At 48.5% G+C, this 25,941-nt stretch carries 23 protein-coding genes and 1 tRNA gene; 17 read left to right on the forward strand and 7 right to left on the reverse strand.

Annotation, left to right across the window (positions count from 1 at the left end; translation table 11 throughout):
• Positions 1-24: 24 nt before the first annotated feature.
• Genes B9Y58_RS03935 through B9Y58_RS03940 form a run of 3 tightly spaced genes read right to left on the reverse strand, consistent with a single transcriptional unit; the run spans position 25 to position 2,528 of the window.
• Entirely contained in the window at positions 25-891 is an 867-nt protein-coding gene (locus B9Y58_RS03935) for a carbon-nitrogen hydrolase (RefSeq protein ID WP_073054394.1), read from the reverse strand.
• Positions 830-985, reverse strand: a complete 156-nt coding sequence (locus B9Y58_RS14545; RefSeq protein ID WP_158278312.1) for a hypothetical protein — start codon at positions 983-985, stop codon at positions 830-832. Before B9Y58_RS14545 ends, B9Y58_RS03935 begins: the two co-directional genes overlap by 62 nt.
• 16 nt (positions 986-1,001) lie before the next feature.
• Positions 1,002-2,528, reverse strand: coding sequence for a DUF2914 domain-containing protein (locus B9Y58_RS03940; protein ID WP_158278313.1), 1,527 nt, complete (start codon positions 2,526-2,528; stop codon positions 1,002-1,004).
• Positions 2,529-2,729: 201 nt separating this feature from the next.
• Here B9Y58_RS03940 and B9Y58_RS03945 point away from each other — a divergent pair, with 201 nt between their 5' ends.
• The 11 genes from B9Y58_RS03945 to B9Y58_RS03995 all read left to right on the forward strand — a co-directional run bounded on the left by B9Y58_RS03945 (position 2,730) and on the right by B9Y58_RS03995 (position 15,407).
• Positions 2,730-3,563 (forward strand): TIGR02147 family protein, encoded by an 834-nt coding sequence (locus B9Y58_RS03945; RefSeq protein ID WP_073054398.1) that lies wholly within the window; start codon positions 2,730-2,732, stop codon positions 3,561-3,563.
• Between the two features lies 1 nt (position 3,564).
• On the forward strand, positions 3,565-4,572 hold the full coding sequence (locus B9Y58_RS14355) for a hypothetical protein (RefSeq protein ID WP_143154643.1): 1,008 nt from the start codon (positions 3,565-3,567) through the stop codon (positions 4,570-4,572).
• A gap of 80 nt (positions 4,573-4,652) precedes the next feature.
• Complete coding sequence (locus tag B9Y58_RS03955) at positions 4,653-5,561, forward strand: hypothetical protein (RefSeq protein ID WP_073054402.1); 909 nt, start codon at positions 4,653-4,655, stop codon at positions 5,559-5,561.
• Positions 5,562-5,646: 85 nt separating this feature from the next.
• Positions 5,647-6,897, forward strand: coding sequence for a putative DNA modification/repair radical SAM protein (locus B9Y58_RS03960; protein WP_073054764.1), 1,251 nt, complete (start codon positions 5,647-5,649; stop codon positions 6,895-6,897).
• Between the two features lie 63 nt (positions 6,898-6,960).
• Positions 6,961-7,716: a TIGR03915 family putative DNA repair protein gene (locus tag B9Y58_RS03965; RefSeq protein WP_073054403.1), complete on the forward strand. Its 756-nt coding sequence runs from the start codon at positions 6,961-6,963 to the stop codon at positions 7,714-7,716.
• 105 nt (positions 7,717-7,821) lie between these two features.
• The gene (locus B9Y58_RS03970) at positions 7,822-9,438 is read left to right on the forward strand and encodes a cellulase family glycosylhydrolase (RefSeq protein ID WP_255370607.1); all 1,617 of its coding nucleotides are present in this window, start codon (positions 7,822-7,824) and stop codon (positions 9,436-9,438) included.
• Between the two features lie 145 nt (positions 9,439-9,583).
• Positions 9,584-10,996, forward strand: a complete 1,413-nt coding sequence (locus tag B9Y58_RS03975; protein WP_085534763.1) for a GGDEF domain-containing protein — start codon at positions 9,584-9,586, stop codon at positions 10,994-10,996.
• On the forward strand, positions 10,993-12,408 hold the full coding sequence (locus B9Y58_RS03980) for a GGDEF domain-containing protein (protein WP_073054409.1): 1,416 nt from the start codon (positions 10,993-10,995) through the stop codon (positions 12,406-12,408). The genes B9Y58_RS03975 and B9Y58_RS03980 overlap by 4 nt, the downstream gene beginning before the upstream one ends.
• A gap of 329 nt (positions 12,409-12,737) precedes the next feature.
• On the forward strand, positions 12,738-13,577 hold the full coding sequence (locus B9Y58_RS03985; RefSeq protein WP_073054411.1) for a TIGR02147 family protein: 840 nt from the start codon (positions 12,738-12,740) through the stop codon (positions 13,575-13,577).
• On the forward strand, positions 13,570-14,925 hold the full coding sequence (locus B9Y58_RS03990; RefSeq protein ID WP_073054413.1) for a peptidase associated/transthyretin-like domain-containing protein: 1,356 nt from the start codon (positions 13,570-13,572) through the stop codon (positions 14,923-14,925). The genes B9Y58_RS03985 and B9Y58_RS03990 overlap by 8 nt, the downstream gene beginning before the upstream one ends.
• Complete coding sequence (locus B9Y58_RS03995; protein ID WP_073054415.1) at positions 14,922-15,407, forward strand: PAS domain-containing protein; 486 nt, start codon at positions 14,922-14,924, stop codon at positions 15,405-15,407. Before B9Y58_RS03990 ends, B9Y58_RS03995 begins: the two co-directional genes overlap by 4 nt.
• 234 nt (positions 15,408-15,641) lie before the next feature.
• On the opposite strand, the gene B9Y58_RS04000 is transcribed toward B9Y58_RS03995, so the two are convergent.
• The 4 genes from B9Y58_RS04000 to B9Y58_RS04015 all read right to left on the reverse strand — a co-directional run bounded on the left by B9Y58_RS04000 (position 15,642) and on the right by B9Y58_RS04015 (position 18,573).
• Positions 15,642-15,953, reverse strand: a complete 312-nt coding sequence (locus B9Y58_RS04000; protein WP_073054417.1) for a hypothetical protein — start codon at positions 15,951-15,953, stop codon at positions 15,642-15,644.
• Between the two features lie 25 nt (positions 15,954-15,978).
• Positions 15,979-16,063, reverse strand: a tRNA-Ser gene (locus B9Y58_RS04005).
• 123 nt (positions 16,064-16,186) lie between these two features.
• Positions 16,187-17,869, reverse strand: coding sequence for a M3 family oligoendopeptidase (locus tag B9Y58_RS04010; RefSeq protein ID WP_073054418.1), 1,683 nt, complete (start codon positions 17,867-17,869; stop codon positions 16,187-16,189).
• 8 nt (positions 17,870-17,877) lie between these two features.
• Positions 17,878-18,573 carry a hypothetical protein gene (locus tag B9Y58_RS04015; RefSeq protein ID WP_073054420.1) on the reverse strand — a complete coding sequence of 232 codons (696 nt, stop codon included), beginning with the start codon at positions 18,571-18,573 and terminating at the stop codon, positions 17,878-17,880.
• A 546-nt stretch (positions 18,574-19,119) separates the two neighbouring features.
• Here B9Y58_RS04015 and B9Y58_RS04020 point away from each other — a divergent pair.
• From B9Y58_RS04020 to B9Y58_RS04055, 6 genes are all read left to right on the forward strand, one after another.
• The gene (locus B9Y58_RS04020) at positions 19,120-19,455 is read left to right on the forward strand and encodes a hypothetical protein (RefSeq protein ID WP_073054422.1); all 336 of its coding nucleotides are present in this window, start codon (positions 19,120-19,122) and stop codon (positions 19,453-19,455) included.
• Between the two features lie 681 nt (positions 19,456-20,136).
• The gene (locus B9Y58_RS04025) at positions 20,137-21,894 is read left to right on the forward strand and encodes a DUF5906 domain-containing protein (RefSeq protein ID WP_144066147.1); all 1,758 of its coding nucleotides are present in this window, start codon (positions 20,137-20,139) and stop codon (positions 21,892-21,894) included.
• Between the two features lie 143 nt (positions 21,895-22,037).
• Entirely contained in the window at positions 22,038-22,898 is an 861-nt protein-coding gene (locus B9Y58_RS04030) for a hypothetical protein (protein ID WP_073054425.1), read from the forward strand.
• A gap of 38 nt (positions 22,899-22,936) precedes the next feature.
• Positions 22,937-23,107, forward strand: a complete 171-nt coding sequence (locus B9Y58_RS14550) for a hypothetical protein (protein ID WP_158278314.1) — start codon at positions 22,937-22,939, stop codon at positions 23,105-23,107.
• 569 nt (positions 23,108-23,676) lie between these two features.
• Positions 23,677-24,846 (forward strand): fibrobacter succinogenes major paralogous domain-containing protein, encoded by a 1,170-nt coding sequence (locus B9Y58_RS14845; protein ID WP_233247829.1) that lies wholly within the window; start codon positions 23,677-23,679, stop codon positions 24,844-24,846.
• Between the two features lie 18 nt (positions 24,847-24,864).
• The gene (locus B9Y58_RS04055; RefSeq protein WP_073054435.1) at positions 24,865-25,923 is read left to right on the forward strand and encodes a fibrobacter succinogenes major paralogous domain-containing protein; all 1,059 of its coding nucleotides are present in this window, start codon (positions 24,865-24,867) and stop codon (positions 25,921-25,923) included.
• Positions 25,924-25,941: the final 18 nt, after the last annotated feature.

The following is a 25,941-nucleotide window of genomic DNA, read 5'->3' on the forward strand; positions in this document are numbered from 1 at the left end:
TTCGTCTGTAGGGCGAAGCCCGTTCTACTTATCGCACCAAATCTTGAGAATGTCACCGTAAAGGTCTACGCGGCGATCGCGGAAATGCGGCCACCAACGGCGATTTTCTTCGGTTTCCTTGAGGTCGATTTCTACAATGCTTGCACCCAAGAAATCGGTATCGCACTTGTGAATCAAGTAGCCATCGGGTGCGGCCACGAAAGACGTTCCCCAGAAGGTAAGTTCGCCTTCGGTGCCGATACGGTTTGCCGAAAGCACGAAGGTGCGGTTCGCAATGGCGTGCCCACGCATCACCGTGACCCAGCTGTCCTGTTGACGCGGGTAGATTTCTGCAGGTTCGGACTTCATCCAACCGATAGCAGTGGGGTAGATCAGAATGTCTGCACCCTTCAGGCTCATGATGCGGGCCGCTTCGGGGAACCACTGGTCCCAGCAAATCAGGACACCGAGTGTACCGGCGCTCGTCTTGATGGGTTCAAAACCGGTGTCACCCGGAATGAAGTAGTACTTCTCGTAGAAAGCCGGATCGTCGGGAATGTGGCTCTTGCGGTAAAGGCCTGCAATCGAACCGTCGCGTTCAAAAACGAAGGCGCTGTTATGGTATATGCCGCGGGCGCGCTTCTCGAAGAACGGGAAAACGATGACCGCGTGGATTTCTTTGGCGATTCCCTGCCACTGCCTGACAATCTCGCTATCCTTTTCGATAGCCATGTCAAAAAAGTCGGCGTTTTCCTCGAACGGGAAATACGGCGTGTGGAACATTTCGGGGAGAACGACCAGGTCGATTCCCTTGCCCTTGAGCGCAAGCGCCTGGTCCACGTACCACTGGTTATTGGTTTGGCTGTTGCCCGTCCACTTGCCCTGCAGTGTTGCTGTCTTGATTTTGTTCATTTTGCAAATCTTTGTTGTTCAGTTTTAGAAACCAATAATCTTCGCTGTTAATGGAACTAGCGTTAAGGATAGGATCGTTTTCTAAATCGTTCATAATTCAAATATAGAAATTAGCGGAGGGTGTCACGAACAAAACCGTCTTCAGGCGGTTCGCCAAAGACTTCGAAGGTTCCCGAACCAATCACGGCCCCGTTCTTGTAAGCGATTTCGACGCGGTACTTGCCCGGAGGAGTGTTCTTCTTGCGGGTAAACGTCCTGAATCCGGATTCACGGCCGCCGTTAATCATCATGCGGCCAGAAGAAATACGGTCCGTAAGCATGTACTTGCCCGTTTTCGGGTCCTGGTAATACCACAAATATTCAAGTTCGGCCTTGAGCTTTGCCGGCGCATAGACCGATGTCAAGAAGTAGACTTCGCTGCTGTCGACGCGATGCACGCTCGGAATCTTGAGGCCAATCATTTGCAGCAAGCTCGGGTCATCTACATCGCAGCTATAGCTTGCCTTGTCAAAGTTCTGGCAGGCAATCTTTTGCTTGAGCACCAGCGGTACAGGCGGCACCCAGTTCATAATGTAAGCCACAATCAAGAAAATGCTGATGAGCGCCGGGGCCACCAGAATAGACTTCTTGCGGTGCGAAATCTTCCAGATAAACAAGCACAAGCCAAACGAAAGCACCGTGCTAATCAAGAACCAAATGAACCCAATGCGGTGAACCAAGTGCGGAATGGCAAAGTTCATGAACATGGTGCCCAAAAGGCAGAAGAACGCAAGGCTCACGCCGAAGCTTTCGTATTTTTTCTGCAAAAATTCGTTACCCACAAGTAAAATGGCAAGCAAAATTACCAGCAAGAACGAGGCGAGCGAGCCGCTACTCTTAAAGTAGCATACCACCAGGGCGCTAAACAGGCCGCCAAAGAAGAATTGCACGGCCCACGTAAAGCGCTGTTTCCAGGTTTCGCTCCATTCGCGGTCCAAAAAACGGTGGCGCACGACAATCGCATTTTCGGGGATTGCCGTAGATTCGTAACCCACGTTCTTGGCGAACTTGGTGGCAGCCCCCTTCGCCTTGACAGCGGCATCTTTCGCTTCGATGGCGGCACGGCTTGCCGCTTCTTTGGCTTTTGCAGACGCAAGGGCCGCGGCCTTGGCTGTCGCTTCTTTCGCTTCCAAGGCGGCGCGGTTGGCGGCCTCTTTGGCGCGGGCGGGTGTTTTTTCTGCGATGAATGCGGCAGCCCTTCTAAAGCGAGATTCTTCGATTTTTACATCTGGATTTTCAGAAACGGAATCTTCAGAAACAGGTTCTGCGGATTCAGATTTTTCTTCCGCAGGGGAGGGTGCAACCTTTGTCGCCTTCGGTGCGACTGCGGCAGGCTTCGGTTTCGCTTGCGCCTTGGCAAGCGCCTGCAAGCGTTCCGTTGTCCAGCCTTCAGGGTGTTCCAATTGCGCCGAAAGCAAGATTACCAGAATAAGAGCGCCGGTGTAGTAGGCCAGCAAAATCAGAATATCGGAGCCATAAACCATCTGGCCTAGCGTAATGGAATCCCAAGCAAAACCGCCCAAAAACGCTATAGCCGGAAAAAACTTCTCTAATTTCTGAACAGCGGGTTTTTCCCGTAACTTTTCAACGAATTGCATACCCATAAAATAAAAAATTCCCTTGTCGTCTTTGTGATCGCATACAACGATTGTCTCGTTTTGGGTTTTATAGCACAGTCTGTACTATATAGAAAAAAAACTCGTTTTGAAACAACATTTTTTGTTGATTTTTGATAAAAAAGTGAATATTTGTACTATAAAACATTGACATCCAATTTTCGCGGATATATATTTGATAGTATGAAACCTATTGTTGACTATCAAGATTATCACGCTTTTTTAAGTGATTACTATGAAGAACGCAAGCATACTTCAGTGTTTTCGTGGCGTGAGTTTGCGAAAATAGCAGGCTTCGTTTCTCCATCGTACCTTAAAATGGTATGCGAGGGCAAAACAAACTTGAGTCGAGTGACCTCAGAACGCGTTGCTCAAGTAGTTGGACTCGTCGGATTCGAAGTAGATTACTTTAAGGCAATGGTCAATTTTGGCAATGCTAAAAAAGACGATGTCAAAAGACGCTACTTTGACGAAATGCAAGCCATTGCAACGGCACACAAAGTACGAATCGTCGACAAAACCGCATTCGAATTTTACGACAGTTGGAAAAATCCGGTAGTGCGAGAACTTGCACCCATGATGCCGGGAGCCATGCCGGGCGAAATTGCAAAAATGTGCAACCAGGAAATTTCTGCTTACGAAGTCCGCAAGTCGCTCCTGTTTTTAGAGCGAGCAGGACTTCTGAAAAAAATCGGTGAAGAAACCTACGTGCAAACCGAAAAGTCCGTCATCGGTTCCAAGGAAGGGCTTCCACTCGCCATTCGTACCATGCACCGCGAAATGGGCCGCCTCGCTGTCGATTCTCTAGAAAAATTCGATTCCAGCGAACGTAACGTGACCGGAATTACGATGGGCTTGAACCATAAAGCCTACGAAAAGATTGTCGAAGAACTTGACGCCTGTCGCAAGAAAATTGTGGCTATAGCCACGGAATGCGACGAACTTGATCAAGTTTACAGGTTAAATTTACAACTATTCCCTCTGACCAAGCAAGTCAAGGGTTCCAAGGAGGCTTAAGATGAATCAGAAACTTTATATGGCATGTGCGGGAATTTTCTCGCTTGCCATGCTTGCTTGTTCAGAATCAACAAATTCTCCGGTTTCGGGAACTGCCGAAGAACCCAATGTACTGACAGCGGAGAACGATATTTCCAGCTCTTCGATAGAGATACCCGCTTCGTCCGCCGAAATACGCGAACTGTCGTCCAGTTCAGCTGAACTTCCGATTACATCTTCAAGTTCAACAGAACCTTCGATTTTGTCATCAAGTTCGGAAATACCTTTACTGACATCCAGTTCTAGCGAGCCTCCTATTCCGGAATCAAGTTCTTCATCGCATTCCGTTCTGTGTAAGACAAATGGCGGACCGTGTGGGGGACCCGGTGGCGGTGATTTGTGGTACCCGGCCTACGATTACGACCTAATTCAGACTGACCGATATGCCGAAGACAAGTCCGTATTTGGAGAAAAAGCAGGAACATGGTTCTTGGAGACAGATTCTTCTGATGGCGGAAAATCCACCATTCAATGGGGTCTTGAATACATGGACATTGATTGGGACGGACAATCTCTCATCCCCGTCATTGAAGAATGTAACGGTCTATGCGGTACGTTTGCTTTAGACAAAGGTGATCTTTCTTATGATCCTTTTATAACAATTGGATTCTATGTTGCCGGTTTTGATTCTAGTGGAAATCCGTTGTCCGCAGACGTATCGAATTGGCAAGGCATCTGTATCGCTTTTACCCTTTCTGGAGCGTCCGCAAATGTGCAACTTAGCATGGGTGATTCCCTTGACAAAGCAATGGAATACGCGCTTCCAGAAGAATTTCTGGGAAAATCTTATGGGAAATCTAGTTGTTTTGAATGGAGTGACTTTTTGCAACCTACCTGGAAAAGCAAAGACGCCTTGACCGTATCAGGAGAAGAGGCGGCCCGTCGGCTCGTCAAAGTGATTATCAGAATTCAGGCAAAATCTGGATCAAAGGGCGACTTTAATATACTGGGAATAGGCTCCAACATCTAAATTGATTTTCCAAATCCATATTTTTCGACATCCCCAATTTTTGTATATTTGACGCAATTACAGGAATTGGAGGATAATTTATGCTTAGATTAGCTTGCAAAACCGCCCTCGGCTTTGCACTCGTCTTTACGGCTTGCGGTGACGATAAAAAGATTGTTTCACCAGAACCAATTGCGGACGTCTCAAGCTCGTCCTATTTCGAAGAATTGACCTCATCTAGCGATGATGAAATAAGCTCTTCTAGTTACGATGACGAAATTGAATACAGTTCGTCTTTGGAAACAGAGAGTTCCCTCTATCGCAAGAATTGCATGGAAGGTCCGTCGATAGGAAGAATTTATTGTTACATGAATAGATTTGTAGACGAGTTTCCGGAATGCAATGCTGAAAATGAAGGCCTGGTCGATTCAACATTTATCGCGACGATTCCTCCAACATATTATCGATGTGAGCAAGGCTTTTGGGTTGAAAGAAAATCAAATGTTCTCTGTGATACCGTTGATAAAGCAGAAGGGGATGTTTGTATCCTTTCCAAAAATGGCCTTCCCACTGAAAGATACGTATACGCAGGCAACGGAGCTTGGTACGATATTGATAGTCTTGCAAACGCAAATCCAGAATGCAATGCAGAAAACGACAGTTTAAAACAAAAACTGACGTATGGAGACGATTCAAACATCGTAACCATTTATCATCGTTGTTTTGATGGAGCTTGGAGCAAAATAACTGAATTGGAATATTATTGCCCAACAGAAAACATGTCTGTCAGAGACACGTGTTCGTATGAATTAGACGGTCAAATGAATTACTATTTGTATGAACAAAGGAGCCGGAATGGCGAAAATGTATGGCTGAAAAGTACTTATGACTCCAAATTGGGTTATTGCCCCATTGACATTATTCTAGATAAATATTTTGTCGAATCTGATGACGGATATTATACATGTGAATATGGTGAATGGAAAAAGGTAACCATCGAAAAAAAGTAAAATAATTTACCGACATCTTGCTTTTTTGTGCAGTTGTACTTATATTTAGTAGTGAACAAAGGTGCAACTAAACAAAAAGGCATTTATGGACGTTCGCGAAAAATTGAATATTCTTTCGGCCGCGGCCAAGTACGACGTGTCGTGTTCTTCGAGCGGATCTAAGCGACAAGCCCCCAAGGGCGGGCTCGGGAGTGCCTGTAGTGCAGGAATTTGCCACACTTGGTCATCGGACGGGCGATGCATTTCGCTTTTGAAGGTGCTCATGAGCAACGCCTGCAAGTACGATTGCGCCTATTGTATTAACCGCCGCAGTAACGATATCCCTCGGGCCACGTTCACGCCCAAGGAACTCATCAACTTGACTCTTGAGTTTTACCGACGCAACTACATCGAGGGCCTTTTCTTGAGTTCTGCGGTGGTGGGGTCTCCTGACCGCACCATGGAAATGCTGATTCAAGTCGCCAAGGAGTTGCGCACCGTCCACAAATTTGGCGGTTACATTCACCTGAAGGCAATTCCCGGTGCAAGTCGCGAGCTTTTGTACCAGGCGGGGCTTTATGCCGACCGCAGCAGCGTGAATATCGAGATCCCGACCGACAGGGCGTTGCAATACTTGGCCCCCGAAAAAAATCACGCCTCTATCATGACGCCCATGAACTTTCTTGCCGAAAAGAAACTGGAGTACAAGAGCGAGCGATGCCGCTATTCGCCTAAATTCTTACCGGCAGGCCAAAGTACGCAGATGATTGTAGGAGCAGCGGGGGAGTCGGACTTGCAAATTCTGACCCTTTCTAACGGATTCTACAAGCAGCAGCAAATGAAGCGCGTGTATTTTTCGGGCTATGTACCGGTCAACGCCGACAAACGCCTGCCTGCACTCACGACAAAGCCGCCCCTGCTGCGCGAACACAGGCTTTACCAGGCCGACTGGCTTATGCGATTCTATAAATTCGGCTACAACGAAGTAGTCGACCAGGCGCACCCGAATCTGGACCTGGAGCTAGACCCCAAGGCGGCGTGGGCACTTAGACACCCGGAATTTTTCCCCATCGACATCCAAACTGCCGACTACGAAATGCTCTTGCGTGTGCCTGGAATCGGCGTCAAATCAGCGCAATTGATCGCTTCGGGGCGCAGGTTTTCTAAAATCCGCCTAGAACATCTAAAGAAAATGGGCGTTGTACTCAAGCGGGCGCAGTACTTTATTTACCACCCGGACACTCCCGCCTGTTTGCGCAGGCTTTACCCCGAAATGGTGCGGCCCTTGCTGCTCCCCAAGCCCCAGCCCTTGCAGCTAGATTTGTTCTCCAACCAACCCCTTGCACTCCCCGCTTAAACCAGCCAACTCCCAATAGTCTACTGTCTACTGTCTACTGTCTACTTCCTACTGTCTACTACCATGCTTTCTATTTCTTACGATTCCACTTTCGACGGCTTCTTGAGTGTCGTATTCGAGATTTACCGCCAGCACCTGGAAGTGGGCGAGATTCATGGCGACCGCAGTACATCGCCATGCAACCTGTTTATGCAGCCCTTCCGCATCGAAACATCCGAAGAAGAAGCGGCCAGGCTCAAGCGGGCTATCGAAAACTACACAAACGCTGATATTTTGGAACTTTTGCATGTAGCGTTCCGCTCCGAAGAAGAGGGCATCGAGATGAAGATTCTTGCCTATCTACGCAAAGTTTTTGACGGCAAGGATCCGAAATACGCCAAGAACCCGACCTCCGACGAAATGCTCCCGCTGTTCATGACAGCACGTGCCGTGCGTCACGAAGCTGGCGGAATGCTCGGGCTTGTTCGCTTCAGCAAGACATCTGACGGCACGTATTTCGCCGAAATTGAACCCAAATATGACATTTTGGACATGATTGTGGGGCACTTTCGCGGGCGATTCGCCAACGAAAAGTGGGCGATTTACGATTCCAAACGCGGTTACGGCGTGTATTACGCGGGCCATCAGCTTGCAGAAATCACCATTCCGAACCTAGATGCAGTCACCAAGGCCACTCCGCCCGACGAAATGGTCCGCCTTTGGCAGGATTATTACAAGTCAATCGCCATCAAGGAGCGCGAAAACCCCAAACTTTTAAGGAGATGCCTGCCTGTTCGCTATTGGAACCACTTGCCAGAACGACAAATGAGCTCTTGTTGATATTCTTCCAACCAATTTTTTGCAGTTTTTCAAAAAAAAAGCCCCTGTTTCTGCAAATAATTGTATTTTTCTTTTGGAAATATTGGAGAAATAGTTGCTATGAATATGGTTTCGGCAAAACCTGGCTTTTTTGTACAAGATCGTTTTTTATACAGTAAAGATAACGAAAAGGTGATTCTTCGTGGAATCAACCATATGTTTATTTGGACAGACCGCGAAGGAAAAACCATTCCCGAAATAGCCAAGACGGGAGCCAATTGCGTAAGAATCGTTTGGAATACCCGCGGCCGCGTGAGCGACCTCGACAACATTATTGCGCAGTGCATCGCTAACGGAATGATTCCCATTCCCGAAATTCACGATACCACGGGCAACTGGGAACGCCTGGGCGATGCTGTCGATTTCTGGCTCCGCGAAGAAACGGTGCAGATGATTTCGAACCATCAGCAGTACTTGATTCTGAACATCGGTAACGAACCGGGTGCAGAATCCAAGTCCGCAGACGAATTCTTCACCGTCTATAATTCCATTGTCACCAGGATGCGCGCCGCCAACATCCGCATTCCGCTGATGATTGACGCCGACCAATGGGGCCAAAGCGAAAAGAATTTGCTTGAAGTTGGCCCCAAGCTTTTGCAGGCCGATCCGGAACACAACCTTTTGTTCTCGCTGCATATGTGGTGGCCCTCGGAACGTCACGATCCGAAAGCTACGGGCTACGCTACCGTTCAAGACCGAATCCGCGGCGTACTCGAAGCCTCTGTCGAAAAGAATCTGCCGCTTATCGTGGGCGAATTCGCTCCTGTTGCCGCTGGCGATATCAAGGAAATCCCGTATAAGTTCATTATGGCCGAAGCCGAACGCCTGAGCATCGGCTGGCTCGCCTGGAGCTGGGGGCCGGGTAACTTCGACAGCCCCGAAATGGATATGACAGTCCACAGCTCATTCAATACCCTGGTGGGCTGGGGCAAGGAAGTCTGCGTCGATAACCCGAACGGCATCCAGAACACGAGCGTCATTCCGACATTCATTCAAGAGAAGAATTTTGATACAGGCTCCCAGGCAATCGATGCAAACCTGATCCAAAATGGCGATTTTTCTGCCGACGAACCGCTGACCAACTGGCAAGTGGACTTCTGGGGCGGCAAGGCCGACGTCAAGGTCACGAAGGGCGTTGTCCGTTTTGACATCAAGAAGGCAGGCAAGGAATCCTGGAACCTGCAGTTCAAGCAGAAACTTTCGCTCCGCGAAGGTATCACCTACATTTTCAGCATGCGCGCCAAGGCTGACAAGCCCCGCACCCTGAATGTGAACATCAAGCGAGATTCCGAAGAATATACGCCCTACGCCAACGGCCGTATCCTGGACTTGAGTACCAGCTGGCAGAGCTTTAGCTGGAAGTTTACCATGAAAGAAGATTCGGACCCCAATGCCTTGTTGATTTACGATATGGGCGGGGTACCAATTTCTTGGGAACTCAGCGATATTTCGCTTGTGCAGGCCCGCAGCGTAGAAGACCGCCTCAACCGAACCTTCCAGCGCAATGTGCAGAAGAATTCGGGCTATTTTAACGCCCCGAATGGCCCCTGGGAATTGCATTTGTATTCCACCAAGGGTGAGCTTCTGGAGGTGCTCGACAAGGGGCGTGGTGGTGAAGGCATGCGCCAGTACCCCAAAATCGAACGCAGCGGAATCATGGTCGTAAAGGACCTGTCCAAATAGCGTTTCACCTGTGAATATTCCAATTTGAAATAAAAAAACTCTTATTTTTTTTTACAAATAAAGCACTTTTTCTTTGAAAAAGTGCTATTATAATACACAAAGAAGGATAATGTCACAGACATAATACACATGGAGGGCTGTTAATATGGATCTACAGGAATATGTGAATCAATTCGATTCGATGACCTGTATCATGTCTGTCGAAAAAAAATCTGACGGGTCTTACGGGAAAATACGAATCGAAGTGGGAAATCCTGCATATGTTGCTTCTTTTGACAAAGCAAATGCCCCCATAGCCATGAAAGACGAGAATGGATTTGTTCCCGGATGCGAGTACACGACCTACCTCCCGAAGGATTTAAACTTTGAACATTTTGTTGTAGCCAGCGCAGTCAACAAAAAACCAATGCACGCCTATATCCACCCGGACCGTTACCCCATTTGGTTCAACATTTTCAGCCTTCCATTAAATATTGACGATCCTGACAAGTATTACTGTACCTACACCCAAGAACTCTCGACCGAAGCAAATACAGAACAGATGACGAATTTGTCTGCCAAGGCAACATCACAAGTCTTGCAGACCTGCATCAAGCTTCGTAGTTCTACGAATTTCCTGAAAACGATGGATGAAATCATCCATGATATTCGCACCGCTTGCGAAGCAAGCTATTGCTGTGTCATGCTTACTGATTTTAAAGAAAGGACCTGCAGTCTTTTAAGCGAAGATATTGCAGTCGGCGTGCCGCAACATTCTCTCAAGAATTTTTTGGACGATTCCTTCATTGAATACGCCGAAAGTTGGCTTAAAACCATTGACGGAAGCAATTGTCTAGTCATTCAAGACGAAAACGACATGAGCGAAGTCAAGCTGCGCAATCCCAATTGGTACAGGTCGTTAAAAAGCGCCGAAGTGGAAAGCCTTGTTCTGTTCCCGCTTCAGTATAATGGCGAGACGGTCGGATTCATTTGGGCGACCAACTTCGACACCAAGGATACCGACCGCATTAAAGAAACTCTTGAACTTACGACATTCTTCATAGCCTCAGAAATTGCCAACTATCAACTTCTACAGCGCCTTGAAATGCTGAGTTCGACAGACTTGTTGACGGGAGTCCTGAACCGTAACGCTATGAACAACCGAGTTCTCCGTATGGTTACCGGTCGCGAGCGCAAGCCTGAATCGATTGGCATTGTCTTTGCCGACTTGAACGGGCTTAAACCTGTTAACGACAAGGAAGGCCACAACGCAGGAGACTGCCTGCTGAAAGAAGCCGCCTTGATTCTCAAGTTGTCATTCGAAGGGTGTGAAATTTACCGAGCCGGTGGCGACGAGTTCGTGATTATCGCCTTGGACAAACCTAGAAAAGAGATTGAATCGCGCGTCGAAAAAATCCGGAAGGACTCGGCGGACCCCCAAAATGTCAGCTTTGCGGTAGGATTTTACTATGATGACAAGGGTGGCGACATCCGTGTTGCAATGCGCGAAGCCGACGCCCTTATGTACGAAGACAAAAAACAATACTACGACCGATTCCCTGAATTAAGACGAAAATGAAAAAAGAAGAATTGCAAAAATTCGTTGAATCTTTTCCGACTATGACGAGTATTCTATCGGTAGAAAAGCGTACCGATGGAAGTATCGGGACTATCCGCATCGAAGCGGGTAACCAAATCTATATCAAGTCCATGGAAAGAAAAGACGAGGACGGCAATTCCGTATTCACCCAGACTTTTGTTCCGGGCTCCAATTATGAACGGTACATGGAAAAGGAACTGAACTTCGAGAAGTTCGTTTACCAGAGCGCCATTCTGCATAAGCCGGTTCATGCCTACATTCGCCCGGAACGCTTTAATTTTTGCATCAATGAATTCTTGATGCCCGTCGATGTCGAAGACGACGAAAAGGGCTATTGCGTCTTTACCATTGAAATCCAGCCCGAAGAAGACCTTGACACCTCCACAAGGCTTTCTTCTGAAATTTCGCAAAACGTGCTCAAGGCATGCATCAAGCTGCGCGGTTCAAAGGATTTCAAGAAAACCATGGACGAGGTGATTGAAGACGTTCGCACCATTTGCAAAGCGAGCACCTGCAGTGTTCTGTTGACCGACTTCAAGGAGAGAACCTGCTCCATTTTGAGCTGTGCCCGAAGGCAAGGAATGCCTCCGCTAGATCTTGATAGGGTATTCAACAACGAATATATCTATATCGCGGAATCCTGGATTGAAATACTTAAGGGAAGCAATTGCCTGATTATCCAGAACGAAGCGGATATGGAAATTATTCGCCAGAAAAACCCGGACTGGTACAAATCGTTGACAGATGCCTGTGTCAAAAGCATTGTCCTGCTGCCATTGACGAACAATGACGAATTTATCGGGTTCATTTGGGCGACTAACTTTGATACCTCCAGAGTCCTGCGCATTAAGGAAACCCTTGAACTGGTGACCTTCTTTATTGCCTCTGAAGTGGCCAGCTACAAGTTGGTGCAGCGCCTTAGGTTCTTGAGCAATGAAGACCTCCTGACTGGCGTGAATAACCGAAACGCCATGAACAACAGGGTGCTTCAATTTGTAAGTGGCGAAGTCAACTACAGGACGATTTCCGTGGTTTTTGCAGACTTGAACGGTCTTAAGCCCATTAACGATAACGAAGGTCACAATGCCGGCGACGCCCTCTTGAAGAGCGCCGCAGAAATCTTGAAGCAGACCTTCTCGGATTGTGAAATCTACCGTGCAGGTGGCGACGAATTTGTCGTCGTGGCAATCGATGTTCCCAAGGAAAGCCTTGAAGCTAGAGTCGAAACGCTCCGCAAAAAATCCAAGGTCAAGGGCAACGTGAGTTTCGCTATCGGGTTCTACCACGACGAAAACGGGGGAGATGTACGTAAGGCGATGCGCGAAGCCGATGCCCTCATGTACGAAGATAAAAAGACCCATTACTCAACCGCTCGCGTCCAATCATACTAAGTACGTCCCCAAACCACTCGCTCTCGCAAAAGCGTGCAAAACGAGAGTCGCGAAATTATGCCAGCATAATTTCATGACCGAGTGAAGCCGCGGACGCCGTAGGCGTCAACCACGCCTCGTTAATACGAGGCGTTTGTTGCTCACGATAGACAGCAAACATTCAAAAAGCAATTCAGATGATATGTATCATCGTTTTTTGCTCAGTTGTATCATAGAAAATTCGCCATTTTAGCACAAGTAAGGCCATTTTCAAGCATTTCTAAACAATTTTAAACTTTTTGTATCATAATCTATTGACTTTATAACTAAAAGAATATATATTCAAGAACATGAAACCCGTAATGGAATACACCAGCTACCGCGTCTATATTCGCGACTTTTATGCCGAGCACAAAGAACGCTTCGGTTTTACTTGGCGTGATTTTGCAAAAGCGGCAGGGTATTCTTCGCCGGTGTTCTTGAAATTGGTTTGCGACAGTAAGGCAAACTTGAGCGAAGCGGGCATTGAACGTGTCGCTTCGGCCATGGGACTTGTCGGTGTCGACTTGCAGTATTTTAGACTTCTTGTGGAATTCAACCAAGAAAAGTCTTCCATCGCCAAGAAAAAAATTTTTGCTGAATTACGCAAGATTGCCAACGAAAACGCTTTTGCACTTGTCGGTGAAGATCAGTACGATTATTATGGCAGCTGGTTGAATCCGGTTCTTCGCGAAATGGCCCCGCGCCTAAACGGCGCAACCCCCGCCCAAATGGCGGGGGAGCTCGTCTTTGATAGCGACGCATCTCATGTCAAAAATTCGCTGAAATTACTGGAAAAGAACGGACTTCTTGTCAAAGACGAGCAGGGCCGTTACAATCAAAATTCTCGTTCGGTAACCACAGGCAACCTTGATGTCACCTCGCTGGCCATCCGCGAAATGCATCGCCAAATGGGCGAGCTCGGCGTGCAAAGCCTCGACCAGGTTCCTGTTAAAGAACGCGATATTTCCGGCCTTACAATCGGTATTTCCGAAACCGCTTTTGAAAAGATCACGAAGGAAATTGCCGATTTCCGTCGCCGCATCAGCTCCATCGTCATGGAAGATTCTGGCGAAGAACGAGTTTATCGTCTGAACGTGCAGCTGTTCCCCCTCACACGCACTTTGCCGAAGGAGGAACGCCATGCTTAAGATGTTTAAAATAGCTAGCCGCATTGAACTTTGGGCGCTCGCCTCTGTCGCATTCACTATGTCGGCATGTGGAGTCTTTTGGGCCGGCGGCGTTGACGAAGAAACAAACACCGTTGCAGCTGCTGATCCCGAATTAGGAGTTTCGGAGGAAAACACAAACAATGCGGTACAAGATACAGATCCCATTGTCGACTCCGCCCAAAACTCCATTCACATAGCCCCTCCTTCCGGTCATAATTATATCATAGTACACGATATAGATACGTGTCATGTAACACCCTCTGAGCCCACCCCGATAAATGACAAAGAAATAGACAATACCCAAACGTTTGTCGGCAAGTTGAACAATACCAACGGTGAACCTATTGACATCACGATCATGGCTTCTGGCAAAAGCATAACGACAAAAACCGATGGAGCCGGTTATTTTAAACTGGAGGAACTTCCCCTTGGAACATACCAGATGATTGTATCCTCCGGCAATTCCGACGGTGTAGCATACCTGCTGACGATTGGAGCTAACGCGGATTTGCTTGGACCGGTACCGTCTTCTGCAATTTCCCTCGTTGACACCTCCGACTTCAATGAACCCGAATTGCAGACATTCGTATATAAAGACGAACCGGCCACCGGCAATCCTGTTCCACCTCCGAATCCGGAACCTGATCCGGAACCTGATCCAGAATCCTCGGATTCTAACGGTGCGACTGACGGCGGACACAGTTCTTCGAGTCAAATAGAATATATGGGGCACCTCGATTCGCTTGCGGGTGTTCCCTCCAACGATTTGCCTCATGAATCCGACTACGGCACCATTAAGCATTGGACAAGCATCGTAAACGGTTCGACTGAAGAAGATCCCTATAGTGATTTCAAATGGTATGCGGAATGGACCATCGAAGCAACATTTAAGCTGGATTCTATAGACAAACAAGACTATTACCGCAAGAATATCTTTGGCAAGTTCGAATCCGGAACTGGAATTGTAAGCCTTGCGATCATTAAAGGCGAATGTGGAACCGAAGCACCGTCCTTCGCCCTGTACATCGCTCAGTACGGACAGTTCTACTGCAAGGATGCAGTCATCTCTACTGCCACCGTGGAAGTCGGGAAGACGATTTCGCTTACGGGAGTTTTCAACGGGCATTACTTAACGCTTTACAAGGATGGTTTTAAAATCGCAGAAATCTATTTGCAGGACTATGTCTCGCAAAATTTCTCGACAGCACCGTTTGTTTTTGGGGATAAAGAAATTGATATGACCTTGAGTGATGTGCGATTGGGTGAAAAAGCAATCACTTCAGCCGATGTACTGTACAGGTACTATCAAAGAGGAGGCGTACAATGATGAACACTATCGATCTTGCATATTTCGAAGTTAATGAACATGGCCGCCTTCTCAGCGGCAACAGGCGCTTTTGCCGCATGTTCGGCTTTGAACCGTCGGAACTGCAGTGGCACTATGTAACGGACTTGTACCGCTACATAAGCGACTGGGAAAAGTTCCGCAACGACACGGTCAATTCAAGTTTCAACACCCGCATGAGAAATCGCCGCGGGCGCAGCTTCGAATGCTGTATCGTACGTGAAATTGTCCAGAACGCCAACGGGGAAATCATATTCCGCAACACTGTTCGCAGGGTAGGCGAGTGCAGCAATGTCGAAACGCAGACAACGCCGTTGTCCATGGTTTTCTTGGCCAAGTGCGCCGACTGCGGCTCACAGATTCGGGTGACTTCTGTCGCCGAAGCAAGACTCCGCATGCTCTGCAACCAATGCGCAGCCAAGGCTTTCCCGGAAGCATACTACCGCAAAAGCGCGGAGGTTTAAGCAATCGGCGAGAGCGAGCGCTTTGGGGACGTAATTAGGTGACTGGGCGCGAGCGGTCTGTACCGTGAGCCGCAAGCGACTCATCTTAATGAGTCGTGGCGGCGAGAGCGAACGCTCTGGGGACGTACTTAGGTGACTGGGCGCGAGCGGTCTTATAAGAAGGGGGAGGGAGAAAAAAAAGAAAAGCGGCTCAATCGAGCCGCTTTTCAATTTTCTTTGCTAAGGTTTAAGCAATTAGGCGCCGAAAGCGTCATCTGCTGCTGCAGAAACCTGAGCCACGTTTTCAGAAGTCATTTCCGGTTCGGCAACGGCGACTGCTTCAGCCTGATCGTTAGCCTTCTTGTCGGAGATAGAAAGCTTGCCTTCCTTGAACTTGTACATGGCGATGGTGGTCGGCTTCTTGGTAAGAGTGATATAACCCTGAGTAGCCTGCTTGTTCACAAAGCGGGCTTCCTGAGCCATCATGACCACTGCACGGAAAACGGAGCCTTGACATTGCTCGTTAGCGTAAATGTCATCAAGATAGACTCTCTGTTCTTCAGCCATTAAGGTACCTCTGAAAATGTTTTAGAAGAGGGAGAGGGATTCGAACCCTCGTTACCGTGAGGTAAACACGCTTTCCAAGCGTGCGCCTTCAACCACTCGGCCATCCCTCCAGGATGTGCGCCAAATATACCATTTTATTTTTCGTTTGTCAAGCGTTTTTGGGCTTTTTTACGAAAAAAATGCATTTTTTTCACTCGTCTTTCGTCTGTAGGCTCGAAGAGCCGGTCTTTCGTCTAATTTAATTCATCCCACACGACCTGCATAAGCGGTTCGATGGTCTTCGCAGTGAAATCAAACTTGATGTTTGCGGCGGCAAAAAGCTCCGGTAGGGGGCGGCTATCGCCCAAACTTTCGGCCCTAAACAGGTCATCAATGGCCTTTTTCGGGTCTTTTTTAAAGTTTGCCCACACCTGGAGCGCGCCAAGCTGCGCAATTCCGTACTCGATATAGTAGAACGGGCATTCGAACAGGTGCAGCTGCTTCTGCCACATGTTGTTTCGGACATTTTCCAACCCGGCATAGTCCACGCCTGCATCGTAGCGATCCATGATCCCCTTCCAGATTTCTTCGCGGTCCTTGGCCGTATGGTTCGGACGGCTGTAAAGTTCATGCTGGAAGCTATCGATGCTTGCCACCCAGGGGAACAGCCAAATTACATCTTCCAGTTCGCCTTCGATACTGCGGCGAATGGCCTCGGCATCATCTCCGTAGAAAGGCTTCAGGTTGCTCATGCCAATGAGTTCCATACTCATGCTTGCCACTTCGGCGAATTCAGACGGAACGTCGCGGTAGGCGAGAATGGGTTGATTTGCCAGGGCATACTGATGGAAGGAATGGCCCGATTCATGCAACAGCGTGTAGATGTCGCGGTCAGTTTCGGCCGAATTCATGAAAATGAAGGGGAGACGGCTTTCGTCGAAACCAATCTGGTAGCCACCCGGAGCCTTGCCCAAACGGCTATCCGGATCGATAAGCTTCTTCGCCTGCATTTCACGGGCCCATATGCCCGCCTGCGGGTGAATCAATTCAAAAATCTGGTCCACCTTTTCGATAAGTTCGTCGCCATTGCTGTAGGGCTTTAGCGGAGCACGATTCAGCGGATCGACACTCAAATCCCACGGGCGAAGCGTCTTGAGACCCATTTTTTCGGCACGCTTCTTGTAGATTTCTTTAAGGAGCGGAAGCACGAGCTTTTCGACGCTCTCGTGGAAATTCTTGCAGTCAGCAGGGGTGTAGTCAAAACGGCGCTTGGCCAAGAAGATGTAGTCGATAAAGTTCTTGCAATGAGCGTTTTTTGCAATCTTGTTGCGGATCTGGAAAAGTTTGTCAAAGGATGCATCGAGAGCGTCCTTGTCCTTGAGGCGACGATCCCACATGGTGCGGAAGGCGCGTTCGCGCAAGTCGCGGTCGGTCTTTTCCAGGTAAGCGCTCAGCTGCTGCATGGTCTTGATTCCGCCATCGAATTCCACGCTCATGCCACCGGTAATCTTCTGGTAAGCCTGAATGGCAATGGTCTCTTCGGTTTCAAGGGGAATGTTGGCGGGGGAGAACAGGTCCAGGGACACCTGCACACTCTTGAACCACACGCCGAATTCGCCTTTCAGCTGATCCTTGGCGGGGTGGGCCATTAACTTTTTATTCAGCTTGTCGCTAAACTCGTTAGAAATTGGATCTACGTTACTGACAAAGTCTTCGTAGGCCTTGGCAGCCGCTTCATCCTTGGTGTTTACGGTCATGGCCACGTAACGGCGGCAAGAAACTTCCGAAAGAACCGAGCCCAGTTCGCTCCATTTCAGAATCCAGGCTCGCAAAGCCTCGGGGGAGTTCGGGACGTTTTCGTCCAGAAGGCTCTGGTATAAATTTTCAACTTCCTTAACGTTGTCTACATTAAAATTTTCAGGTACAAAAGTACGCATAGCATCCTCTAAAATCCGATTGCTCCTACCCAATCGCTTACAATATTGTCCAAAACCGAAGTGCGGGCCTTGTCGGCAAGAGCCTGCTTTTCTTCTTGGCTGATCTTACGATCCATATCAAAATCCAACGTGAACGCTTCAGCCTGAGCCTTCAGTGCCACATCCATACGGCCCACGATATGGACCACGTTGACGTCCATGAGCCTAAAAATACGGCGATCAATAGGCATTTCTGTCACTAGAATCACCTGGTTGTCGCCAGGGACCAACTTCACAGAATCACGAAGCGCTACAGGGAGTTCCATCAGGGAATCTAGCACCAAATTAGCCATCAAGCCTCGAATCCAGAGCGTATCCTTGCCAGTATTCTTGGCATTCAGGCCAACAGTCAAATGAGCCCTGCCGATTTCTTTCTCGAGGATTCCGCGGGCAAAATCCTGCACCAAGGCAACCACATGCGGATTTGGCAAAAGGCCCTTCATCAGGTCATCGGACTTGGGGAAAAGATCCTTGTTCAGCGTAGCCGAATCCAAAGACATGCTCACGAATTCCAGCTTTGTCTTCGAAAGGATATCCGCCGCAGAAAGTTTCTTGGCAGCCGCACAGCCCGAGAAAAAGAGAGCGACACACGCTAGGACCGCGAGCAGCGCCCAAATTATCCCTGATCTGTTTTTTTGCAAAATCTTCATTTCTTTGATCACCATACGGTATTATCGTCTTTTAGAGACAATATAATAAAAAGGCCTATTCCATTAGGCTCCAATAGGAATATATAAGATTATTATGCAGAAAATACGTGATTTTGTATGTCCTATAGCACGGTGTACTTCCATATTGGAGTTGTCCAAAGTTCCACCTATTCAGACCTGGTGCAGACCGATGATCCGGCCAGAGTCAGCAACAGTTCGAACTAATATCGTCATTAATGTTATGGACGGTCATCCAGTGCGATATATGCCGAAATTTGCCGGATTCCGGCAATTATGGCACCGTACGCGCCGTCTTACGATATCGGAGAACCTACGAGAACGAGTACGACAGTTGTGACGAAGTCGACTGGATTCGGCCAGTCCATAGCCCAACTGGTCCGACAATTCCTACGTGGAAGTCTATTTTGCGCCATGTGGAAGTCGGCTGTACGTCGCGACATAGAGTCCTACGACATAACCCCAATATAGTAATTGTTTTGATATAGGATAGGGCTTATACCAGAAACAACACCGATAAACTGTTGGCAAAGGAGTAATACTATGAATGATAATGTCAAGTCCCCAATGTGCCCTATTAGGGATTGCGTCGCGGAAGTCCGCGACCGTGATACCGGTGATGGGATATCCTTATTAGAAGGCTTCGAGTCTGCATTAGTGGGTACATACCGTAACGAGTTCGATAAGGTGATAGCCGTTTATGAGGAAGGCTTAATCCTTGACATAATAAGGAACCGCCTAAAAGAAGAGCGTCCAGACGCATCGAACGATGATCTGGACGCGGACTCCGCGGACCTATTAGGCGACTTGGCGCGAACAATCCCCTACATGGGAGCTGGGGCGCCTCTTATTATAGAAGGTTTCGATAGTGGCAAATGAATAGCATTCTTTGCCTTAGCCTATTTTCTCATTGTAAGGGCTTGTCAATGTCTTGTGGGTATTGGATAACAGCATTTAGCGGTTTATAATGCATTATGATGGCGCTTAATGCCGTACATCGGCGTTAATTGCATATAAATAGACGAATTTGCAATTCAAATTCGTCTGTTCTATATTTGGGGCAAACACTTGACAATAGGTGTACGGACATTGCGGATTGAGACCCTTATTGGGGCTTGAAACCGTGAATTTGCATTTCAAATTTGAATGTACTATCTTTTGTCGCGTGATTGAAATCCAAATGGCATCCGACTTCCACCATTAAAGGAAGTCGTGCGCTGATGAATCCAGCGTAGACGTAAAGCATCCTTGGCACCCTTATTAGCCCGTGGCGACAACGTAAGTCGATGAAATCCTAGACGATGCAGGGTCAGGTCGATTGTCCTTGGTATGGAACATGATTCAGCCGTACCAAAAGGGACATCTAACTATTGTTAAACAAATAGCTTAGCTGTAACCGCAGAGCAATCTTGCGGTGTACGCTGATGCTGACTCTGGTCTAGTCGCATTCGTATCAGTGTGCGGTGGTCCAAAAGGAATCATTATATGAATGAGTTTCAAACGTACTCGGAACTCGCAGAGAAGCTGAAAGAGGCCAATCTGCATTTTGATGGTAAGCACTTGTTTTATGCCGACCAGAAGTTGAACGATAACGCTGCCAAGGCGAGTGTTGAACGCTTCGGCGTGACAATGCATGATATCGGGGTGCTATACCGAAAGCAGATGCGCGGGGCTAGCTGGGAAGATAATAAGAAGATTGTCCCAGTCGTCTCGCCATTGTTCAGTCGAAGCTATCAGTGGAATGGGCTCGACAATAAGCTGTTCTCATGCTTCAAGTGTGCCATCAATCCGACCGACGGTTCGCCGTTGGTGATAGTGCAAGCTCCAAACAATCGCATGTATCCGATGCCGTCTGGTGGCACTGTTCGAATGGAACTGGCTCGGTTGTCGGCGCTGTGTGCGTCAATCAAGGTGAACGAGACGCAATCGTTAAAGGATTGTATTGACGCTGATTTTCAAGAGGCTTGTGCCGAATCCACGCGTAAGGCGGCTGAATTGACCGATTCTGACCAGTTCGCGGAATGGTGTGTTGGACATCTTCCTACGACTATGCTGACCCATGAGACACTTAATCTGGTCATTGCCGTCGAGCAGAATGAGGTTTGCAAGGTGTCGAAGCCGATTGGAGCGTTCTTTGGTCGCCAAAGTGATTATGTAGACCCGCTGCGTTTCGTTGTCGAGCATCCAGATGTCATAGCGTCGAATCCGGCGAACATGGTTCCGATGCCAGTCGTCTACAGCAATGACCCGAATGTCCCTGCCTTGAATTACTTGGACCTCGACGCGATTGTAAGTGATTCGCCGTGTCCTACATGGGAGTTCTGGCTGAAACGCTTTACTGATGATGAGGCCAAGGTGTTTATGGCGTACGTGTGGTCAATCTTCGATGCCGATAACAAAGGTCGTCAAGCGTTGTATATCTATGACAAGGACGGTTTCAGTGGCAAGTCCGTGGTCCTTAACGCCATATTTAATGGACTTGGCGAGAAACTGTGTGTCGCTTTGCAGAAGGATAGTCTCTGCAACCAGTTCGCCTTGGCAAAGGTATACGACAAAAGGTTTATTACGATAGACGACAATAAGAATTGTTATTTGTTTAAGGGCGAGAAACCGCACATGATCTTGGGTGGCGGCATGGCCGAAATCGAGTTGAAGGGGCGCAATTCGTTCTCGACGAGGCTCTGTTGCCGTATAATCGCTTGCGGTAACGTCATGTTGTCCATTGACACGCACGCTCTGCATGAAACCAGTCGTGTTATTGTGATAAAGCCCAAGATGACTGATGAAATCATACAGCAGATTGCTGCGAAGGATGCTAATGGCAATGTAATCCGCGACGCCTCTGGCCGACCGAAACTCGTTGGGGACAGTTCCTTCGGTGATAGGCTTAAAGAGGAGTTCAGCGGATTCTTGTTCAAGTGCCGTGACGTCTACGCAGAGCTTTGTCCGACACGAGCTAGTATCATTGTGCCGGATTCCATCTTGGAACATAACGATGAGATGAGCGACGAACACGAAGACGTGTATGATTCGTTGATGGAATACTTCGACGTCGGCGCCGAATTTAGGTGTTCTCCAACGGAGCTGATGGAATTCGTTACGAGTCGGTTACGGAACGGCATCGGCGAGCGCCTTGGCTGTACGTTCAATGGCTTCTTGACATATCTGATGAAACGGTATCAGATAACCAAGAAGACCGTACGGATAGGGAAGGCGACTCCGAAGATGTATGTCGGTATCGGCATCAAGGCGAATCAGCCTAAGCTCTATAACATTGAAGATTCACTTCTGGTGATAGGGGGTGACATGGGAACCTAGCACTGTCCACTGGTGACCACATGGTGTCCACAAGAAATGCCTTTTTTGAAGCGTTTTGGACGAAAATGGCTGTTGTGGACGGTGTGGTCACTGTGGTCATTCTTATAAATCTATAACAGATAAACATTCAAAAAGGAGAATTTATGAAACTGTTATACAAGCCTCAGGATTGCGTCCCCTTCATGTCCACTGTCCACATGACCAATGACGACTGGCTTCGTCGTCTCCAGAATCCACCCGTAATCGAAGACAAGTCCCTATGTGACTTGGCAATATACGGTACGCAGATTGACAATCCAGAACTGGACCCAGAATCTTGTCTGCCAAGAAACATCGCGGATAACATGGATTGCCTTTACGCGTTGCAGCTGGACTACGAGCCTGACAAGAAAACCGGCAAGGGAATGTCCATTGACGAGTTCTGTGACAGCTACGATTTCCGCTATACAATCTATACCAGTTATAGCTATGGGTTGACTCCGGGTGATCGCTACCGTGTCGTGGCCCCCTTGGCGGAGCCTCTGTATGTGCGTAACCTCAATCTCTTTGTGAAGGAAGCGCTTGAATTGCACTTTAAGTACTGTGACGTCTCATGTTTCCATAGGGGTCATTGGCAGAAGCTGCCGTGCAAGCGTAGTTCTGATGCTCCGTATCGGTTCTACCAGCATAAGGGTGAGCTGTTGGACTTGTTCAGCGTTGAGTGGCAAGAACTCGAAAACAAGCGCTATGCCGCCCACCTTGAAAAACTCCGAAAGGAGGAAGAGGCTAGGAGGCGGGCTCGTGAGGAAGAGTGTTCCGATGAGGACCGCCGGATTGCTGGAGCCATGCGCAAGGCTCAGGCCGTTATCGACGAAGCTCAAATTGGCAACCGCAACAATACGTTATTCAGTATACTGTGCTGGCTGAAAAGTATAGATGTTGAACGGTATACGGCTAGTGAATTGGATGTATGGGATGATATGCGTGCCGATTTCCAAGGTATGCTGAACCGCATTTGGAATTGATGCTAAGCCGTATAGGCTACATCGTAAGGAGTCCAGTATTGTTGCTGGACGCCTTTTCGTTTATGCTTCACGATATCACGCTGGACGCGTACATGGCGAAACCTATCGAAGTGCGGCTGGCCAACCTTCAATGGCTGGCTGAGTTATCAGAGAACCGTAACTTCATTGAGGCCGTGCGCAAGCAACAGCAGAAGCGCGGCGTCATTTAATAGCCCCAGTGCTTTATTACACGTACTGTAAAGCCGTTGACGGTGGTAAACGCATTGAGCGTCTTTTAGCGTGTTTGGGGCTTTCGCTAAGGCTATTTTTATGATTCAGGTATATTCCCTTGGATAGACTAAAATATGACCATAAATCATACTGATAAATGTTGGTGGAAGACCTTCTGTCAAGAGGCGAAGCGTGCTTATCGTCGAAAAGACATCGAAACGATGGCTCATCTCTACGAGCTATACGAGCAGCACATGCATAAGCGTCTAATGCGCGAGTATCATTACTATAAACACCTCGACTACGAAGCCTTGTGACGTAAGGGCGCAATCGACCGACGGCTTGGTTACTACGACTGGCTGGAGGATAATGGCTAATTTGCTTCAAAATCGCCATTTTTAGTCTGTTTTGGCCATTTGGGTTATCGCAGCAAGTCCGTAGCCATACGGCATAACTTGACAGAGCCTTATACCATTTGGTATTATACCAAATGGTATAATTTTTCTGGGGGGCTGTTTTGGGGTGAAAAAATTATATTTCCATTAGGTAAGCATTATTTGAGGCGTTTATGAAGAAGTTTTTTGAGCTGTCATCCTGGAGCCGCAAGGCGGCGATAGGATCCATCCAACGTGTCATTGCGAGTACGAAGTGCGTGGCAATCTCTCTTGTGTTGGTTGCGTTTTTGGCAGCGTGTGATGATTCGTCGTCGGCATCGGCAGAAAACAGTGAACCTGCGGCGTTGAGTAGTGCTGAAAAGCAGGGGCGTTCATCTTCGAGCTCGGTCTCTTCGGCGGGTTCGGAGACCTTGTCTTCTTCTTCTCGTTGCGCAGGTGCTTCTGAAGAATGTGACGAAGCAATCTCTAGCGACAGCAATGCAGGGTCGAATGGGTCTAGCCGGTCTAGTTCGTCCGAAAAGAAAACGGAGTCTAGTAGCTCGGAGAAATTGTCCGAGGCAAGTAGCAGTTCTGCGGGTAAGGTGGATTGTTCGACATTTTTAGAGTTGGAAAAAAAACATGACAAATGGAATTGGTATGTGCCGAAGGAATGCCGGTTTAATCCTGATATTGACTACGGCTCTATGACCGACAGCCGCGATGGTCAAGTTTATAGAACGGTAAAAATCGGTTCGCAGGTGTGGATGGCGGAGAATTTGAACTATGCTTACACAGGTGTGAAATTCAATTATAGAGACGATAACTCTGATAAAGACTATAGTTCTGATTCCTCAAGTTGGTGTTATCTTAATGTGCTGGGTAATTGTGCTGGGACAGGTCGCCTTTACACCTGGGCTGCAGCAATTGACTCGGTGAAACTTGCAAATGATGCCGAGAACCCGTTGGATTGCGGTTATGGCAAAAACTGCTCTCTTCCTGCAAGAGTTCAGGGAATCTGTCCCGAAGGCTGGCATTTGCCGACTGCGGCCGAATGGGATACGCTGTTTACAACTGTCGGGGGTAAATCTACGGCAGGTAATATACTGAAATCCCAAACGGGCTGGTGCTGTGATGCTAACGGCGACGATGCTTATGGTTTTTCAGCGTTGCCTGTAGGCTTTAGACATCAGTCTGGCTACTTTGACCATTTTAGAGACCACGCATACTTCTGGAGTGGGGATGCGACTCTTCTTGTTGAAAAAGCTGGTTCCATGAGCTTGATTGCCAAGGACGAGTATGCGCATCGGTCTGGGAGTTATAAATTTTTTGCCTACTCGGTTCGTTGCGTAAAGGACTCCGAGTAATAACCCAAAGGTTTCCCTATGAAAAACACATTCGCGAAAAAGTTCACGGTCTGCGCCCTTGCGGGGGTGCTCGGTTTCGCCCTGACCGCCTGTGACGATTCTTCGTCGGCGGGTGACGATGACAATAACGTCATTCTGAGCGGCGATAGCCGCGAAGAATCCAGTGATTCTCGTTCCAACGATAAGGACGAAGCAATCTCCAGCAGCGACAAGGCCACTGATAAGGATAGCGAGCCTGCCGAAGGCTCCAGTTCGTCGGTGGAGAAGGGGCTGCCGGACAGCGACGCCAAGTCCAGCAGTTCGGCGAAAGAAACCAAGACTTCTTCTGACTCCAAGAGTTCAAGTTCTGTGAAGTCGGGTGACTCGTCCAGCAGCAGTTCTGCGGGCAAGGTGAATGGCTTGGCGACGCCGTGCAAGACTGAAACCGAAGACAACTGCGAGTATGGCGAGTTGGTGGATGAACGCGATGGCCAGACATACAAGACGGTGAAAATCGGCGACAAGGTGTGGATGGCCGAAAACCTGAACTATGACCCTGGACAGGGTGGTTCAGGTTCGTCGGCATACGATTGGTCATGGTGCTATGACGACGACCCTTCCAATTGCGCCAAATACGGGCGGCTCTACACCTGGGCCGCCGCGATGGACTCCGCTACGACCTATTGTGGTTTCGGCAAGTCCTGCACGGCGACGCATCCCGTCCAGGGCATCTGCCCGAGCGGCTGGCATTTGCCCGATACGACCGATTGGCACGATCTCATCGTAGCTGCCGGCGGAAAGTATTCCGCGGGAGCAAAGTTGAAATCGACCTCCGGGTGGGAGAACGATGGCTACGGGAACGATGGCAACGGCACGGATGCGTTCGGCTTCTCGGCGCTCCCGTCCGGCTACAGGAGCCGCGACGGGGGGGACTACTACACCGCCGGCGGCTATGCGAACATCTGGTCTTCTTTCGAGTACATCACGGGCCTCGTCGCGTACCAGATGATCCTGCGCAGCACCAACGCGTACGCATACGTGGATCGCAGCAATGAGGACTACGGCTACGCGGTCCGCTGCGTGAAGGACTCGGACTAAATCTCAAAAGGTTTCCCT

It is taken from the genome of Fibrobacter sp. UWB15 (assembly GCF_900177705.1).
GTDB lineage: Bacteria > Fibrobacterota > Fibrobacteria > Fibrobacterales > Fibrobacteraceae > Fibrobacter.

Coding starts and splice junctions, on each gene's coding strand:
- B9Y58_RS03935 (WP_073054394.1), bottom strand. CDS start 891: ATGAACAAAATCAAGACAGCAACACTGCAGGGCAAGTGGACGGGCAAC.
- B9Y58_RS14545 (WP_158278312.1), bottom strand. CDS start 985: ATGAACGATTTAGAAAACGATCCTATCCTTAACGCTAGTTCCATTAAC.
- B9Y58_RS03940 (WP_158278313.1), bottom strand. CDS start 2,528: ATGCAATTCGTTGAAAAGTTACGGGAAAAACCCGCTGTTCAGAAATTA.
- B9Y58_RS03945 (WP_073054398.1), top strand. CDS start 2,730: ATGAAACCTATTGTTGACTATCAAGATTATCACGCTTTTTTAAGTGAT.
- B9Y58_RS14355 (WP_143154643.1), top strand. CDS start 3,565: ATGAATCAGAAACTTTATATGGCATGTGCGGGAATTTTCTCGCTTGCC.
- B9Y58_RS03955 (WP_073054402.1), top strand. CDS start 4,653: ATGCTTAGATTAGCTTGCAAAACCGCCCTCGGCTTTGCACTCGTCTTT.
- B9Y58_RS03960 (WP_073054764.1), top strand. CDS start 5,647: ATGGACGTTCGCGAAAAATTGAATATTCTTTCGGCCGCGGCCAAGTAC.
- B9Y58_RS03965 (WP_073054403.1), top strand. CDS start 6,961: ATGCTTTCTATTTCTTACGATTCCACTTTCGACGGCTTCTTGAGTGTC.
- B9Y58_RS03970 (WP_255370607.1), top strand. CDS start 7,822: ATGGTTTCGGCAAAACCTGGCTTTTTTGTACAAGATCGTTTTTTATAC.
- B9Y58_RS03975 (WP_085534763.1), top strand. CDS start 9,584: ATGGATCTACAGGAATATGTGAATCAATTCGATTCGATGACCTGTATC.
- B9Y58_RS03980 (WP_073054409.1), top strand. CDS start 10,993: ATGAAAAAAGAAGAATTGCAAAAATTCGTTGAATCTTTTCCGACTATG.
- B9Y58_RS03985 (WP_073054411.1), top strand. CDS start 12,738: ATGAAACCCGTAATGGAATACACCAGCTACCGCGTCTATATTCGCGAC.
- B9Y58_RS03990 (WP_073054413.1), top strand. CDS start 13,570: ATGCTTAAGATGTTTAAAATAGCTAGCCGCATTGAACTTTGGGCGCTC.
- B9Y58_RS03995 (WP_073054415.1), top strand. CDS start 14,922: ATGATGAACACTATCGATCTTGCATATTTCGAAGTTAATGAACATGGC.
- B9Y58_RS04000 (WP_073054417.1), bottom strand. CDS start 15,953: ATGGCTGAAGAACAGAGAGTCTATCTTGATGACATTTACGCTAACGAG.
- B9Y58_RS04010 (WP_073054418.1), bottom strand. CDS start 17,869: ATGCGTACTTTTGTACCTGAAAATTTTAATGTAGACAACGTTAAGGAA.
- B9Y58_RS04015 (WP_073054420.1), bottom strand. CDS start 18,573: ATGGTGATCAAAGAAATGAAGATTTTGCAAAAAAACAGATCAGGGATA.
- B9Y58_RS04020 (WP_073054422.1), top strand. CDS start 19,120: ATGAATGATAATGTCAAGTCCCCAATGTGCCCTATTAGGGATTGCGTC.
- B9Y58_RS04030 (WP_073054425.1), top strand. CDS start 22,038: ATGAAACTGTTATACAAGCCTCAGGATTGCGTCCCCTTCATGTCCACT.
- B9Y58_RS14845 (WP_233247829.1), top strand. CDS start 23,677: ATGAAGAAGTTTTTTGAGCTGTCATCCTGGAGCCGCAAGGCGGCGATA.
- B9Y58_RS04055 (WP_073054435.1), top strand. CDS start 24,865: ATGAAAAACACATTCGCGAAAAAGTTCACGGTCTGCGCCCTTGCGGGG.